Raw genomic sequence first — 14808 nt, 5'->3', positions numbered from 1 at the left:
TATGGATCGGGGCGCGGAGTTCAAGAGGTGATGCAGGAATGAAAATCGACGTCGATCACCATGCCGGTCTGCCGGGCGTATTCGTGCGCATCGACGGCAAGGTGAAGATAAATGCCCGCCAGCTGCATTACCGGGAGCTGAACAACATGATCAAGGGCGCCGCCTCGGAGGGCGTGGAGGAGATCGTGGTGGACAACGTCTACGGGCAGCGCTACATAGGATCGGGCATCCGGCGCCCCGTGCGCATCGTGGTCCACGGGGTTCCCGGGAACGACTTGGGAGCCTTCATGGACGGACCCCACATCACCGTGGACCGCAACGCTCAGGACGGGGTGGGAAACACCATGAACAGCGGGCTGATCGTGGTCCACGGCCGGGCCGGGGATATCGTGGCCATGGGTATGAGGGGTGGCAGGATATTCATCCGTGACAGCGTGGGCTACCGGGCGGCCATCCACATGAAGGAGTACCGCAAGTTCCGCCCCGTGCTGGTGATTGGGGGCGATACCCAGGACTTCCTCGGCGAATACATGGCGGGCGGGCTGGTCATCGTGCTGGGCCTGAAGGGAAAGGGCCGGGGAAAGGCCAGGTTCGGTGCCCGGCATATCGGTACCGGAATGCACGGGGGCTTGATCTTTTTGCGCGGCGAGATAGAGGAGCACCAGCTGGGGAAGGAGGCGGCTGCCGTTCCGGCCACGGAGGAGGACAAGGAGCTCATCCGCCCCTTCGTCGATGAATACGCGGGATATTTCGGCGTCGACGCCGCGAGCATAATGAACTCCGATTTCCTCAAGGTCTATGCCCGTTCCCACCGGCCTTTCGGCGGCCTCTACGCCTATTGAGGGACTTTGCCTACGATCTCGGGGAATCCGGCTGCGGAGGTTGGCAGATGGCTTTTCGGCATCCTGCGGAAAGAGGACTACGATGATCTTGATTATATCAGGAGAAGGCATCACTTCATTTCCAACCTCTCTCCATCGTCATTTATTCTAAACTAAAGGTGGGGGTTCCCGGGGTGATCCACCTTGATGGTATATAATTCCAGGGAGGCACGAAAGAAGCTCTTGCGTGGTTTCCCCGTGGGACGTACACGCTGAAAAACTTTGATCGCGACAGGGAAAGTCCGCAGGCGGGCGAGCCCCGGGTCCGTTGATTGAAGGTTCCGGAGTGAGTTGTCGTGAAAATCTACCTTTGCAGCCCGGGCACTCGAAAGGAGCTCCTTTTGGAACTCCTGGAGGGCGAATTCGAGGTCATGGATTACCGGCCACGGGAGGAGGAACCGGGGACGGGCGACGTCCTGGTCCTGGACCTGGTGGAGGAAGCGAGCGATTGGCGGAGCCGGATATCCAACCTCAGGAAGTCGCTTCCGGAAGGAGTGAAGATGCTGGCCGTGCTCCGCTTCGACCAGCTGCGGGACGTGGGCGGGGGAGTGGCGCTGGACGACTTCGTCCTCGACGGCTCGACGGGGGAGGAGATAAGGGCGCGGGCGAGGAGGCTGGCCGGGGAAGGGAAGGAGACTGCGCAGGAGGTAGGACTGGTCATAGACGAGGACCGCTACCAGGTGAAGGTTGACGGCATGCCCGTCGAGCTGACCTTCAAGGAGTTCGAGCTCCTGCGTTTCCTGGCCTCCCGCCCCGGGAAGGTGTTCACGCGCGAGGTTCTCCTGGAGCAGGTGTGGGGATACGACTACTTCGGGGGGACGCGGACCGTGGACGTGCACATCCGCCGCATCCGCTCCAAGATAGAGCGCGAGGGACGCGCCTATATCCGCACTATCCGGGGGGTGGGCTACATCTTCGAACCGTCAGACGCGGGTCCCTCTTGAGAAGAGGGTCATATCCATCGGCCGGCTTGCCGATTTTTTAGTTCGTTAACGCCTGCAGGACCGCAGCTTCAGGTATATCAGGCGAGCATCACACTCCCCTCCAGCAGGTCCTGCCCGACCCCGACACGCCGGGAGTTTAAAACATCCAGTTCATGTTGGGTCACGGGGAACACATCCACCGCCAGGTCAAGATCAAAGAAGGGGAGATATCGTTTAAGGCGGTCGACCGGGTTAAGCTCGCTCTGGTGAAGGACTATGAGGATGTCGGCATCGCTGGTGCCGATGTGATCACCACGCGCTAGGGAGCCGATCAGCCGTATCTCCTTGACCTCGGGACACGAACCTTTCAGCCTCATGGCCACTGCCTTCAGTTTTTCAATGGCCGCTTCCCGGTCAAGCCATATGCTCACAACAGAACCGAATGATCTTATCTGCCGCATCAATCGCCTCCGAGGCCATTTTCAGGTTGTAATAGTCGGCCGGCTTGCCGGTGTCGAATCCGTTGGGATAGCGGGAAGGTATATAATAGGCGTCAAGAACCTGGGCCAAAGATACCAGTTCTTCAGGAATTTCCATTTTTTCCCGTAAGGCACGCAGGATTACGCTCACCGCATGTCCCCAGATGGAAAGACCCTTGTGCATACCCAGGGCCTTTACCGCCTTTTCCGCTGCCTGCTGCGCGGTGAAGCACGCCCACTCGAAATAGGAATGCTCCAGGTCCACCCTGGCCTTGGAGAGATCCCTCTCGGCCTGCTCCAGCCAATCCTTTTCCCTTCCCATATTTCACCACCACACCTATCATAACATTCCTGATGTTTTCGAGGGGCGGGGGAAAGGTCATGTCTTGACAATATAAAACCAAAGGGTTTTGTATAGAGATGAAGAAAAGGGAGGGGAATGGTCGAGGGTTGGAAAGACATTTTACCAGGAGTAGCATTCCGATTTGACCCACCAGCCTAGGTTACCTGCACCTCTCGCAAAAAAGACGGGACCAGGGAGCGGAACCGGTAATTGCCTCGCAAGAAGCACCTCCAGCGGCGCCGCTTGAAGGTGGGGCGCATCAAATTTCAGCCGGCGAAATCCTTCATCCGGGATTAGGCCACGTTCCCTTGACCACCTCCTTTCCCCGGATCGAATGGTTCAGGGCATGTGCAGGTCGGGGAGGCAAATCCGTGAAGCGTGCGACCTTAAGCCATCTTCTTATCCGAAAGGGGGAAGATCATGGACGGCTTGGGCGCCTCCAGGGGATGGAGATTCCGGATTCCGCCTACGAGGAGCTGGAGGAGGCGGTGGGGAAGGAGTTCGTCTCTCGGGAGCCAGCGGTGCTCGACGGCTACGCCTGGCAGCCCATGGGCAACGAGGACCCGGCCAAGTGGGTGAAAAGGCCCGTCGCCGTGGTGCTTCCCTGCTCCTCCGAGGAGGTGCAGGAAGTGGTCCGCGTGTGCAACCGCCATGGGCTGAAGTTTAAGGCCTTCGCCACCGGGTGGGGGGTATTCAGCGCCGTGACCTACGACAACGTGGTCCAGATAGACCTGCGCAGGATGGACCGCATACTGGACCTCGACAAGAGGAACATGTACGCGGTGGTGGAGCCCTGCGTCTGCGGCGCACAGTTGCAAGCGGAGGCTATGAAGGTGGGCCTGAACACCCACATCATCGGGGCGGGACCGGTGTGCTCACCGCTGGCCAGCGCCACCTCCGGTTGGGGGGTGGGATGGGACAGCGTGTACATGAGCTACAGTGCCCGAAACGTTCTGGGGGTGGAATGGGTCCTCCCCGAAGGCGAGATACTCAGGTTGGGGACCCTTGGCTCCGGGACGGGCTGGTTCTCCGGCGACGGGCCGGGTCCCTCCCTGCGGGGACTGATGCGCGGCTCCACGGGGGCCCTGGGCGGGCTCGGGGTCTTCACCAAGGGAGCCATCAAGCTCTACAACTGGCCGGGACCTCCCAGGGTGGAGACCGAGGGGATGCTTCTCGATGCCCGGTCGGAGGTCCCGGAGAACGTCAGGTTTCATCTTTGCCTCTTCCCGGACCGCAGGCGGGTGGCGGACGCGGTGTACAGGATCGGGGAATCGGAGATCGGGTACCTGGCCACCAAGACCTCCATCGCCGCCTTCATCTACACCATCGGACCTCATCTCCTGAGAAGGATAACCGCCACCGCCCACCTGCGGAGGATATTGAACGACGCCCTTAAGGGCACCTTCGTGATCATGCTGGCGGGGAACACCAGGGAGGAGATCGAGTTCCAGGAGGCGGTGCTGAAGGAGATCATCGCCGAGCACCAGGGCCTCTCGCTGGAGATCATGGGCACCCCGGCCATGGGGCCCATGATGCTCATGAACTTCCTCCGGGTGACGGCCATTCCCATGGTTTTCCGGATGGGCGGGATCTTCAGCAGCGCCCTGGACCGCAACGAGACCTGGGACAGCCAACTGGACTGGGCGGAGATCGGGGAGGAGATCAAGCGTAAATGGATAGCCCGCGGGGGTATCCTGGACGACCTGGGCGACAATCCCTTCATGGCCCTCTACGAGAACAATACCTGGGGCCACTGCGAGGAGGTATGGCAATACGACGCCGGGAACCCCAAGCATCTCGAGTCGTTGGCTCCCATGTTCATCGAGTTCTCCATTGCGGCCATCGAGAGGTGCATGGAGCCCCTCTCCTCCTGCGACGCCCGCCTGAGGAAGACCATCAGTCCCATGATGGGACACTACAACGAGTGGCAGAAGAGGATCTCCCATGCCGTGGACCCGGGACGCGCGGCCGACACCGGCGAGTACTGCGACGAGGGGGAGTTCGATTTCTCGAAGATAGAGCCCGCGCTGAAGGCCAGGCTGGACCGGCTCATCGCCGAGAGGTCGTGGACCGAATCCGGCCCTCCCGCGTGAAGAGCGTCGATAGCCCCCCGGATGACGACGTTGCGGCGTGTAAGGCAGATGGAAAGATATGGTATATAGCGGGGCGGGATTCGCCGAAAGGGCGCCATGTAAAGGTTTCCCATGACAAGTGTTAGTATCCAGTGGCGTGGGCAGCGGCCGTGGGGTTTGAAGCGGATGGCGACGATCCCCGGGCACGGGTTGGGGATGTTGATTCCCGGGCATCTTTGGGGGAGTTGGATGAAGCATGGAGAAGTGGGACGTGGTGGTGGGAGCCGGTTCAGGCGGTGAACGCCAGGCCCAGGGAGTTCCAGGCCCACCTCCTGCCCTGGTTGAAGAAGCCGGTGAAATCCTACACCGGCGGGATGATGCTGGTGGGGGACGCGGCTGGGTTTCCCTGTCCCCTGGAGGTCGAGGGCGTGTGGCATGCCTGCTATTCCGGGAAGATAGCCGCGGAGACGGCCGCCTGGGCCATCTCCCGGGGAGACACATCGGAGAAGGCCCTCCAGGAGTACGAGAGAAGGTGGAAGGCGTCCTTCCTGGGAAAAGAGCACGAATTCGGGGAGGAGTTCGTGGACATCTGGGAGGGTTCGATAATGAACCGGGAGAAGGCCCTGGAACAGCTTCAGCTGATGCTGGAATTCACCATGCTCCAGCCCTTCTCCATCGTCTTCGACTGGGCGGATGCCCACATGGACTGCTTCAACCAGCACCTCAGGCATTTCCTGGAACTGGCCCCGCAGTTCTCCGACCTTGGAAGGACCTATTTCGCTCCCCTGGCCCGGGGCATCTGGCCCAGCAACGTGAAGATGATTCTCCTGAAGTTGAAGCCCCGCATACCCGTGCTCAAGCACCTCTCGGACCGCAACTATTTCCGGGTCCTGGCCCGGCTGTTCAAGCAGCTGGCGCCCTTACTCGATCCAGCGGCGGAACAGGACGCCCCCCTGCCCAGGGGAAGCCTCGTGACGCGGGGAGGTGAGAAGGGATGAGCGAGGAGAAGATCGATTTCAAGGCCCTCGTGAAGCGCGTAGATGCGGACAAGACGGGGGATTTCATTTCCTACGACGAAGCGAAGTGCAACGGCTGCGGCCTTTGTGCCGTGATCTGCCCTTTCAGGCTGTGGACGGTGCGGGAAGGGAAGGCGAAGCTGGCCCCGCGGTACCAGGAGCTGTGCCTGGAATGTGCCTCCTGCTGGGAGATATGTGAGCAGGAGGCCATAGACTTCTCCTACCCTAGTGGAGGGACCGGGGTGGTCATCGAGTACGGGTAGACGGCGGATTCGGGCCTGAAAAACTCCGTCTTCATCGCGGCGGGTCTTCAGCAGGATTTTGTATCGGTATGGAGAAAAGCAAAGGGTACTGTATTCTGGAATTAGAATATGCCTCGTAAAGCTGGAATATTATGGATTTAACCGTCCGGCAACAATGTTGTAACGGCGATTTAACCCCTCGATAAAATACCTGAAACAACTCCTCTCTACATTGGAGCCATGAAAAGGGTCGAGTGGAGAGGAGGTGGTCGCCTTGACGGCGCAGGTTCGCAGGTTCGGCCCTTTTATGGTCGCCGTCCTTCTTTGCCTGGTGCTCTCCTTTGTTCTCTCCGCCGCCTCGCCGGCCTTCGCCGACGCCGGCGGAGAAAGCACGGGCAGGGGACAGGATCTGAGCGCCGACCTATCCCAGGAAGTGGGCCACAACAAGGTAGCTCTTAACTTCATTTGGGTGTTCCTGGGCGCCATCCTGGTTTTTTTCATGCAGGCCGGGTTCGCCATGGTGGAGACGGGATTCACCCAGGAGCGCAACGCGGTCCACGTGATGATGACCAACTTCACCATCTTCGCCATCGGCACCCTGGGATATTTCCTGGCGGGATACGCCCTCATGTTCGGGGGTGTGGGAGCGTTAGCAACCCTGGGGGGTCAAGAGATCCTCAACGCCAAGTTCGAGGTGGCCAGGGGGTGGTCGCTTTTCGGGCTCAAGGGATTCGCCCTCTCGGGCAGAGGTGTGTATGACGTGGGAATCTTCCTCTTTTTCCTTTTCCAGGTGGTCTTCATGGACACGGCGGCCACCATCGTCACCGGGGCGATGGCGGAACGATGGAAGTTCAAGGCCTTCATCGTCTATGGGTTTTTCATGTCCATGATCCTCTATCCGGTGTTCGGCCACTGGGTGTGGGGAGGAGGTTGGCTCTCACAGTTGGGGGCCAACCTGGGACTCGGGCACGGTTTCGTGGATTTCGCCGGCTCCTCGGTGGTACACGCAGTGGGCGGTTTATGCGCACTCGCGGGGGCCCTGGTGATCGGGCCGCGCATCGGGAAGTTCGATTCGGAAGGTAAACCCCGCGCCATCCCCGGCCACAACGTCCCCATGGCCATCATTGGGGTCATCATCCTGGTTTTCGGCTGGTTTGGCTTTAACGCCTGCAGCACGCTCAACGGCGGCGATCTCAGGCTGGCGGTGGTGGCGACCAACACGCTTCTCGCCGCCTGCGCGGGCTGCCTCTCCGCCATGTTCTTCATGTGGAAGAAAATGGGAAAGCCCGATCCCTCCATGACCGCCAACGGCATGCTGGCTGGCCTGGTGGCCATCACCGCCCCCTGTGCCTTCGTTCCCGCCTGGGCTGCCCTGGTCATCGGGACGATCGCGGGGATCCTGGTCTGTACGGGGGTGTTCGCCCTGGAGAGATTCGGCGTGGACGATCCCGTGGGTGCGGTGGCCGTGCATGGCTTCAACGGCATTTGGGGGGTCCTCTCGCTTGGGCTATTCGCGGACGGTACGTATGGGAATGGTCTGAATGGTGTGGAGGGCGCGGTGAAGGGGCTGTTCTTCGGGGACGCGGGACAGTTCGCCGCCCAACTCGTAGGCGCGGCGGCCTGCACCGTGTTCGTCTTCGGCCTCTCTTACCTATTCTTCCGCCTGCAGGACAGGTGGCATGGCATCAGGGTCTCTCCCCAGGAGGAGGTGGACGGCCTGGACGTCCACGAGATGGGAATCAACGCCTACACGGAGGACAGCCGCCTCGTGCTCCCGATCTCCCCGGTGCCGGCAGCCGACATGGGTGAGGCACGGGTAGGGGGGAGGTGAGGTACATGAAGAAAATCGAGGCAGTCATCAGGCCCGAACGCCTGGAAACGGTGCTGGAGGAGCTGCGGAAGCTCGGGTACCCGGGGATGACCATCACCGAGGTCATGGGTCACGGCAAGCAGAGAGGCATCAGCCGGGTGTGGAGGGGCGCGGAGTACCGGATCGACTTCCTGCCCAAGCTCAAGCTGGAGGCGGTGGTGCTGGACGAGGACCTCCCCCGGGTGGTGAACGCCATGATCCGGGCCGCACGCACCGGGCACATCGGGGATGGGAAGATCTTCATCTACGAGGTGGCCGACGCGGTGCGCATCCGGACCGGCGAGTCGGGCTTCCAGGTCATTTAACAGAGCCGTAACATTCCGGAAAAGAAGACGAAACAGGAAGGTGCAAAAATCATGTTCAGGAAGAGACGGCTCTCGACCCCTGCCCATCGGGGCAAAGGGGACGATCCCGGAAGGAGGAGAGGATTATAAAGGTCAGCCTGATAAGAGGCGACACGGGAACCGCCATGGTTCGCCTTTGAAACGCGGCTTAACGAGGTATGGGAAGGAAAGGCACGCCTGAAGGAGGAGAAAAAGGAGGTTGACAGATGACCACCAAGGACAAGGAATACGTGCTCAAGATGGCGCGGGAGAACGACGTCCGGTTCATCCGCCTGTGGTTTACGGACATCCTGGGGTTCCTCAAGAGCTTCGCCATTACCATCGGCGAGCTCGAGGAGGCCCTGGAGGACGGGATGGGCTTCGACGGGTCGTCCATCGAGGGGTACGCCCGCATCGATGAAAGCGACATGATCGCCATGCCCGACCCGAGCACCTTCGCCATCCTGCCCTGGAGGCCGCGGGAGCACAATGCCGTGGGGCGCATGTTCTGTGATATTCTCAAGCCGGGAGGTGAACCCTACGAGCGCGACCCGCGTTATATCCTGAAGCGCAACCTGGCCCGGGCGGCGGAGATGGGTTACACCTTCTACGTGGGCCCGGAGCTGGAATATTTCTATTTCAAGTCCTCGGAGTCCCCGGAGGTGCTGGACCGGGGCGGCTATTTCGACCTCACCCCCCTGGACGTGGCCAGCGACCTGCGGAGGGACACGGTCATAGCCCTGGAGGAGCTGGGAATAGGCGTGGAATACAGCCACCACGAGGTGGGGCCCAGCCAGCACGAGATCGACATGCGCTACACCGACGCCCTGACCATGGCCGACAACGCCATGACCTTCCGCCTGGTGGTCAAGGAAATAGCCCTGCTCAACGGGGTGTACGCCACCTTCATGCCCAAGCCCCTCTTCGGGGAGAACGGAAGCGGCATGCATACCCACATGTCCCTTTTCCAGGGGGATCGCAACGCCTTCTTCGACCCCCATGACGAACACCACCTGTCCGACGTGGCCAAGAAATTCATCGCCGGCCTTTTGAAGCATGCGCCGGAAATAACCCTGGTCTGCAACCAGTGGGTCAACTCCTACAAGCGCCTGGTTCCCGGGTACGAGGCGCCGGTCTACCTTACTTGGGCGGTGCGCAACCGCTCCGACCTCATCCGGGTGCCGGAATACAAGCCGGGCAAGGAGAAGGCCACCCGCATCGAGTTCCGTTCCCCGGACCCGGCCTGCAATCCTTACCTGGCCTTCGCCTGCATGCTGGCCGCCGGCCTGGAGGGGATTATCAACGATTACGAGCTGCCCCCCATGGTGGACCGCAATGTCTACGAGATGAGCGAGGAAGAGCGGGAGGAGCTGGGTATAGGCCAGCTCCCCGAGGACCTCTACGAGGCCATCCAGATCGCCGAGAAGAGCGAGCTCCTGCGCCGGACCCTGGGGGACGCGGTCTTCGAATCCCTGATCGAAAACAAGAAGATCGAGTGGGAGCGCTACCGCGCCCAGGTGACGGAATGGGAGATGCGCCAGTACCTTCCGGTGCTCTGAGGCTTGGACGCGGCGGACCTGGTGCCGGGCCGGCGCCCGACCGGTTCCGCCGCTCGGGCGGGTGGGAGCGGACGGCTGGTTATGGGTCGGTCCCTGCCCTTTATCTCGAAAGCGTACCGATGGAGATGGGTTTTCTGGACATGGCGCCCCGGCGGCGAACCGGCTGGCGGAGTCCTTGAGGAGGGGCGGGTTCGATGACCATCAGGCTGGCCCTGGCCCAAGTGAACGCCACGGTGGGCGACCTGGAAGGCAACGCGGAGATCATCTTGCATTACTTGAGGGAGGCGGAAGGCGCGGGTGCCGACCTGGTCTGCTTTCCCGAGCTGGCCCTCTGCGGCTATCCCCCCGAGGACCTGGTCCTCAAGCGGGACTTCCTCGAGGAGAACATGCGGGGCGTGAGGCGGCTGGCCGAAGAGGTGAGGGATGTTCCCGCGGTGGTGGGCGCCCTGCATTTCGACGAGGACCTCTATAACTCCGCCGCCGTGCTCCACGAGGGAGAGATCCGGGCCTGGTACCACAAGAACTTCCTTCCCAATTACGGGGTTTTCGACGAGGCGCGCTATTTCGCCCCCGGGGAGGAAGGGCTGGTCCTCAGGGTCGGTGATGTGCGGGTGGGGATCACCATCTGCGAGGACATATGGTATCCGGGCGGATCCCTGGAGAACGAGGTGGCCTACGGGGGCGCCGAGGTGGTGGTAAACCTCTCCGCCAGCCCCTTCGAGAGGGGTAAGCAGCTCCTGCGGGAAGGTATGCTACGAGCCCGGTCATCGGACAGCTGGGCGTTGCTGGCCTACGTCAACGCGGTGGGTGGCCAGGATGAACTGGTCTTCGACGGCGGTTCCATGGTCGTCCATCCGGAGCGGGGCAGGGTGGCCGCCGCACCCCGTTTCCGGGAGCACCTCCTACTCGTCGACGTGGACACGACGGGGATCTGGGGAAGGCGGATGGTCGTTCCCCTCCAGCGATACGTGCGCAAGGGCGCTCTCCGCAGGACGACGCGGGTCCTCGATATCGGTGGACGAAGCGGTCCACCGGCGGAAGAGCGCCCTTCCCTTTCTTGCACGGACACCCCGGAAATTACCGGAGAGGAGGAGGTCCTGCAAGCCCTCCTCCTGGGATTGAGGGATTACGTGCGCAAGAACGGTTTCCAGGAAGTGGTGCTGGGCCTGTCTGGAGGGGTGGACTCCTCCCTGGTGGCCGCCCTGGCGGTCATGGCCCTGGGACGGTCCCGGGTGCACGGGGTCTTCATGCCTTCGCGGTTTACCTCCGGCCTCTCCCGCTCCTGCGTGGAAAGGCTCGTGGATTCACTGGGCATAGACCTGGAAGAATATCCCATAGACAACATACTAGAATCCTACCTTGCCCACGCGGCCCCCGGCTTTCAGGGGAGGTGGTCGTCCCTGGCCCTGGAGAACCTCCAGGCCCGCATTCGGGGCAATATTCTCATGGGCATCTCCAATGCGCGAGGATGGCTGGTTCTGGCCACCGGCAACAAGAGCGAGCTGTCCATGGGCTACTGCACCCTCTACGGGGATATGGCCGGCGGTTTCGCGGTGATCAAGGACCTCCTCAAGAAAGATGTCTACCGGCTCTGCCGCCACGTCAACCGCCGGGAGGGCAAAGAATTGATACCCGGGGAAGTGATATCACGGGAGCCTACCGCAGAGCTCCGTGAGGATCAGAGGGATAGTGATTTCCTTCCGCCTTACGAGGCACTCGACCCCATCCTGGAGGATTATATCGAGAACGGACTCACCATCGAGGAGATGGTGAGGAAGGGATACAACCGCGCGCTGGTTACCGAGGTCGTCCGGCGCGTGGACGCCAATGAGTACAAGCGGCGCCAGGCGCCGGTGGGCATAAAGATCACCCCCCGGGCCTTCGGGCGCGACTGGCGCCTTCCCATATCCAAGCGTCCTCCCCGGGGTGGGGAGGGGACCACGGCTGGGTAAAGGGGGAAGGAGAGGGACTCACTCCTTCTTGCGAACCGGGAACCGCAGCTCGGTGATCAACTCTTCCTCCGACCTCACGGTGATGGTGTCGTTGTGGAAGACGGCCTCCCCCGGTCCCATGAGCTCGTAGCCGTTCTCCGATATCCAGCGCATGAGCCTGAAGAAGGAGTCCTGCAAGCCGGAGTGGGGTCCCTTGTGTACCAGGTAGGCCACCTCCCGGGCGGGGACCGTCTTCACCGCCGCCTCCCCGGTCTCGGCCATCCTCTTAATCTCCTCCGGCGGTTCCAGGGGCCTCATACCAACCTCCTTCCAGGTATCGCTTCGTCCTTCGGAAGTAAAACGAATGGCAAGGTTATTGTAACCGGCCTTCGGGACACGGGCGAACGCTCTCCGGCGGCCGAGACTCTTACCTCAAGGACTCGAGGAAGGCCTCCAGGCGGGTGGATATCTGCCCCTCCTGGTACTCTCGCTGGTCCACGCAATCGCCGTCGATGATCAAGACGGGCACGCCCTTTTCCTGGAGCGCCCTTTTCACCAGGGGAGCGCCGCCACAGCTCTGGCGGCATCCCCAGTGGTTGAAGTGGATGGCCCCGTCCACGCGGTATTCCTCGGCCAGCCGGGCCAGGTGGGCGGCCCTTCTCTCCGCCGGGCCCACCAGGAAGTGGCTCTCCAGCTTGGCGGCCAGTGAAACGAAGGGATCCCCGGGATCCATGGGTTCCCAGGTGGCGTGGGTGTATTCCTCGCAAACCAGGCGCGCACCGTGCCTTTCCAGGGACTGGAAGATGGACTGTGCGTACCATGGCTTGAGGTGCATCCACATGAGGCGCAGGGAACGCGGCCCGCGGCAGCCGCGCTCCCGCAGCTCTTCCGCCAGGAGGCGGTAGAACTCCACCCCCGCCTCGCTCCCCATGCAGCCCGCAAGGACGCTTACGTTGCCCATGGCGTCCTTCCCGTCCAGGGTGCAATCGTCGCGCTTGCGCATCTCCTCCACCCGGCGGAGGTAGGAGAGGGCCCGGTTGGAGAGTTCTATGGACTCCGCCAGGCCCCTGAGCATCCCCTCCCGGTCGCGGCCGGAAAGCCGTGCCATCTCCGAGGCTGCCTCTTCGAGCTGCCCCGCCAGCAGGGGAAGATCCTCCTCGCGTCCCGGAAGGGGTACGTCCACCACCAGGTGGGGGACGCCGTAGAGCTCGGAGAGGAAGGCAAAGGAAAGCACCGCCGAGTCACAGGGGTAATTGACGGAGAGAAGCAGGTCGGGTCGGGGAAGAAATCCCTCCACCGCGCACCCCAGGAGGCAGCGGTGGTAGGAGCAGGCGTCGCTGGAAAACTCTTCCTCCACGGCCCGGTCGATGAAGCGGGGAGCCAGGCCGGCAGAAGCCACCACCGCGGCGGCCATCTCGGGATAGAAGGGCAGGCATCCCAGGCCGTGGACCAGCTCGCTGGGGACCAGCAGGTTGCACCACACCACGGGAGCTTTCCCCAGGTAGGCGTCCCGGGTGGAGCGGATGAAATGGGAAAGGGACACGCGGTCCGCCTTCCACTGCGGCCGGTTCAGGGGCGAGCGGGCCAGGCCCTCCACCGTCTTCCAGAAGAGCCGGGAACGGAATATCTCCGGGGACAGCTTTTCCAGGTAGCGCTCCTTTATCGCCTCCAGGAGCCCGTTCTCCCTCTCCGCGCTCATCTCACGCACCTGCCTCCTTGCTCATGGCTCATGTCGCTCCCTTGCGGCCTTTTTCCGGGTCATCCCTCACCCGGCGATCATCTCCAGGAAGGCCTCCACGCGGGTGAGAAGCTGGCCGGCGTGACCGTCGGCGTAATCGCTCTCCAGGCGGAGCACGGGGATTTCCTCCCTCCGCAGCCTCTCCCGCAGGCGCGGGAAGTCGTACAGGTAGGAGTCGCAGAACTTGAGGGAAGCATAAATCACCCCCAGGGCTCCGCATTCCCTGGCCCTTTCCACCAGGAGCCGGTACCGCCTTTCCCCGTCCGCCATCCTGGCGCATGGGTGACGCTCCAGGTAACGCGCGGCCAGTTCCCTCAAGATGCGTGGCCTATCCGCCCCGGTCACGGGCGCCTCGGCGGTGAAGGGACGGTCACCGTTGCATAGGTCCGCCCACACCACCCGGGCCCCCGCCCGTTCCAGGATGCTCAGGAGCCCCCGTGGATTAAGGAGGTTCCCGGAGAGTAGAACGGGAACGCCCGTGGAGACATGGTCGGCCGCTTCCACCGCCGGCGCACGGTCCTCCTGCGCGGCCTGGGCCGCCGCCACCCGGGCGGCGCCCCACAGCCCTTCCACGGTACGCCGGTAGGCTAGCTGGAGTTCGCGTTCCTCCCGGCAGGCCCGCAGGAGGTCATCCGGGGTCACTCTCCGGCCCGCGAATTCCTCCAGGGCGCCGAGGAGGCGGGCAAACTCGCGGCCCAGTGCCTCCCTGCCCCTCTCGTCCGTCCTGCGGGGCAGGTCCATGAGGAAGGCGAAAGATTCCGGGAAGAGCGCTTTCCACGCGTCATGCAGGCGACGCATCCCGTCGCAGCAGTTCACGAACATGGCGTGGTGCGGTGGTGCCTGGTCCAGGGCCTGGGCAAGGCAGGCCCGGACGTAGGGACACAGCGCCGGGTGGAGGTAGGTATCCGCCGCTTCCAGCCCGTGGGGATCGCCGAAGCGCCGCACGGGACGGAAGCCGGCCGCGCGTATAAGCTCCACCGGCGTATAGGCGCAGAACCAGGCCATGTCCCGGTCAGCCATCTCCGCTCTCCTCGTTTCGATCTTCGCCCGTTAGTTTGTCCGTAGGGCGGGTATATTATATTCGTCGCACCCGCCCGCCGGGAATTGCAAACTCGTGACGGGCAGCGGGAGAAGCGAGCCCGTAGCCCAGGAAACGGGCGGGAAGGTACACCCGCAGGGAGGTTCATGCTCCACCGGCGGGTGCCGCGCAGGAGAAGGAAGCCCCGCGTTGCGGGGCGGGAGGCATAAGGGGGGAAGGGATGGATAAGTACGAATGCACGGTATGCGGCTACGTTTACGACCCGGAGAAGGGGGACCCCGACGGCGGGATCGAACCGGGAACGCCATTCGAGGACCTGCCGGACGACTGGGTTTGTCCCCAGTGCGGAGCGGACAAGGACATGTTCGAGAAAATCTGATCTGCGGACAGAC

At 62.5% G+C, this 14808-nt stretch carries 15 protein-coding genes; 10 read left to right on the top strand and 5 right to left on the bottom strand.

What is annotated here, in order from left to right; all coding sequences use genetic code 11:
* The first annotated feature begins 38 nt into the window (after window positions 1-38).
* Together QME84_06880 and QME84_06875 are read left to right on the top strand one after the other, a co-directional pair.
* Window positions 39-842 carry a hypothetical protein gene (locus QME84_06880; GenBank protein MDI6873990.1) on the top strand — a complete coding sequence of 268 codons (804 nt, stop codon included), beginning with the start codon at window positions 39-41 and terminating at the stop codon, window positions 840-842.
* Between the two features lie 335 nt (window positions 843-1177).
* Entirely contained in the window at window positions 1178-1825 is a 648-nt protein-coding gene (locus QME84_06875; protein MDI6873989.1) for a winged helix-turn-helix domain-containing protein, read from the top strand.
* Between the two features lie 77 nt (window positions 1826-1902).
* On the opposite strand, the gene QME84_06870 is transcribed toward QME84_06875, so the two are convergent.
* A complete protein-coding gene (locus QME84_06870; GenBank protein ID MDI6873988.1) occupies window positions 1903-2265 on the bottom strand; it encodes a nucleotidyltransferase domain-containing protein in 363 nt (120 codons plus the stop codon).
* The gene (locus tag QME84_06865) at window positions 2219-2605 is read right to left on the bottom strand and encodes a HEPN domain-containing protein (GenBank protein ID MDI6873987.1); all 387 of its coding nucleotides are present in this window, start codon (window positions 2603-2605) and stop codon (window positions 2219-2221) included. The genes QME84_06870 and QME84_06865 overlap by 47 nt, the downstream gene beginning before the upstream one ends.
* 467 nt (window positions 2606-3072) lie before the next feature.
* On the opposite strand from QME84_06865, the gene QME84_06860 reads away from it, so the two are divergent.
* The 7 genes from QME84_06860 to QME84_06830 all read left to right on the top strand — a co-directional run bounded on the left by QME84_06860 (window position 3073) and on the right by QME84_06830 (window position 11660).
* Window positions 3073-4719 carry an FAD-binding oxidoreductase gene (locus tag QME84_06860; protein MDI6873986.1) on the top strand — a complete coding sequence of 549 codons (1647 nt, stop codon included), beginning with the start codon at window positions 3073-3075 and terminating at the stop codon, window positions 4717-4719.
* Window positions 4720-4943: 224 nt separating this feature from the next.
* Window positions 4944-5696 carry a hypothetical protein gene (locus QME84_06855; protein MDI6873985.1) on the top strand — a complete coding sequence of 251 codons (753 nt, stop codon included), beginning with the start codon at window positions 4944-4946 and terminating at the stop codon, window positions 5694-5696.
* Entirely contained in the window at window positions 5693-5977 is a 285-nt protein-coding gene (locus QME84_06850; protein ID MDI6873984.1) for a 4Fe-4S binding protein, read from the top strand. Before QME84_06855 ends, QME84_06850 begins: the two co-directional genes overlap by 4 nt.
* A gap of 253 nt (window positions 5978-6230) precedes the next feature.
* Entirely contained in the window at window positions 6231-7787 is a 1557-nt protein-coding gene (locus QME84_06845; protein ID MDI6873983.1) for an ammonium transporter, read from the top strand.
* A gap of 5 nt (window positions 7788-7792) precedes the next feature.
* Window positions 7793-8131, top strand: a complete 339-nt coding sequence (locus QME84_06840) for a P-II family nitrogen regulator (protein ID MDI6873982.1) — start codon at window positions 7793-7795, stop codon at window positions 8129-8131.
* 245 nt (window positions 8132-8376) lie between these two features.
* Entirely contained in the window at window positions 8377-9708 is a 1332-nt protein-coding gene (locus QME84_06835; GenBank protein MDI6873981.1) for a glutamine synthetase family protein, read from the top strand.
* Between the two features lie 194 nt (window positions 9709-9902).
* The gene (locus tag QME84_06830) at window positions 9903-11660 is read left to right on the top strand and encodes an NAD+ synthase (GenBank protein MDI6873980.1); all 1758 of its coding nucleotides are present in this window, start codon (window positions 9903-9905) and stop codon (window positions 11658-11660) included.
* A gap of 18 nt (window positions 11661-11678) precedes the next feature.
* Here the strand turns inward: QME84_06830 and QME84_06825 are convergent, their stop codons facing one another.
* From QME84_06825 to QME84_06815, 3 genes are all read right to left on the bottom strand, one after another.
* Window positions 11679-11957 carry a GyrI-like domain-containing protein gene (locus QME84_06825; protein ID MDI6873979.1) on the bottom strand — a complete coding sequence of 93 codons (279 nt, stop codon included), beginning with the start codon at window positions 11955-11957 and terminating at the stop codon, window positions 11679-11681.
* A 109-nt stretch (window positions 11958-12066) separates the two neighbouring features.
* The gene (locus QME84_06820; protein ID MDI6873978.1) at window positions 12067-13338 is read right to left on the bottom strand and encodes a 2-hydroxyacyl-CoA dehydratase family protein; all 1272 of its coding nucleotides are present in this window, start codon (window positions 13336-13338) and stop codon (window positions 12067-12069) included.
* Between the two features lie 66 nt (window positions 13339-13404).
* Window positions 13405-14397, bottom strand: coding sequence for a 2-hydroxyacyl-CoA dehydratase family protein (locus QME84_06815; protein MDI6873977.1), 993 nt, complete (start codon window positions 14395-14397; stop codon window positions 13405-13407).
* Window positions 14398-14636: 239 nt separating this feature from the next.
* Here QME84_06815 and QME84_06810 point away from each other — a divergent pair, with 239 nt between their 5' ends.
* Window positions 14637-14795 (top strand): rubredoxin, encoded by a 159-nt coding sequence (locus QME84_06810; protein ID MDI6873976.1) that lies wholly within the window; start codon window positions 14637-14639, stop codon window positions 14793-14795.
* The last annotated feature ends 13 nt before the right edge of the window (window positions 14796-14808 follow it).

Source organism: Actinomycetota bacterium (assembly GCA_030019255.1).
In the GTDB taxonomy this organism is placed as follows: domain Bacteria; phylum Actinomycetota; class Geothermincolia; order Geothermincolales; family RBG-13-55-18; genus Solincola_A.
Note: the sequence above shows the minus strand (reverse complement) of the source record. Positions and strands in the feature narration are given on the sequence as shown.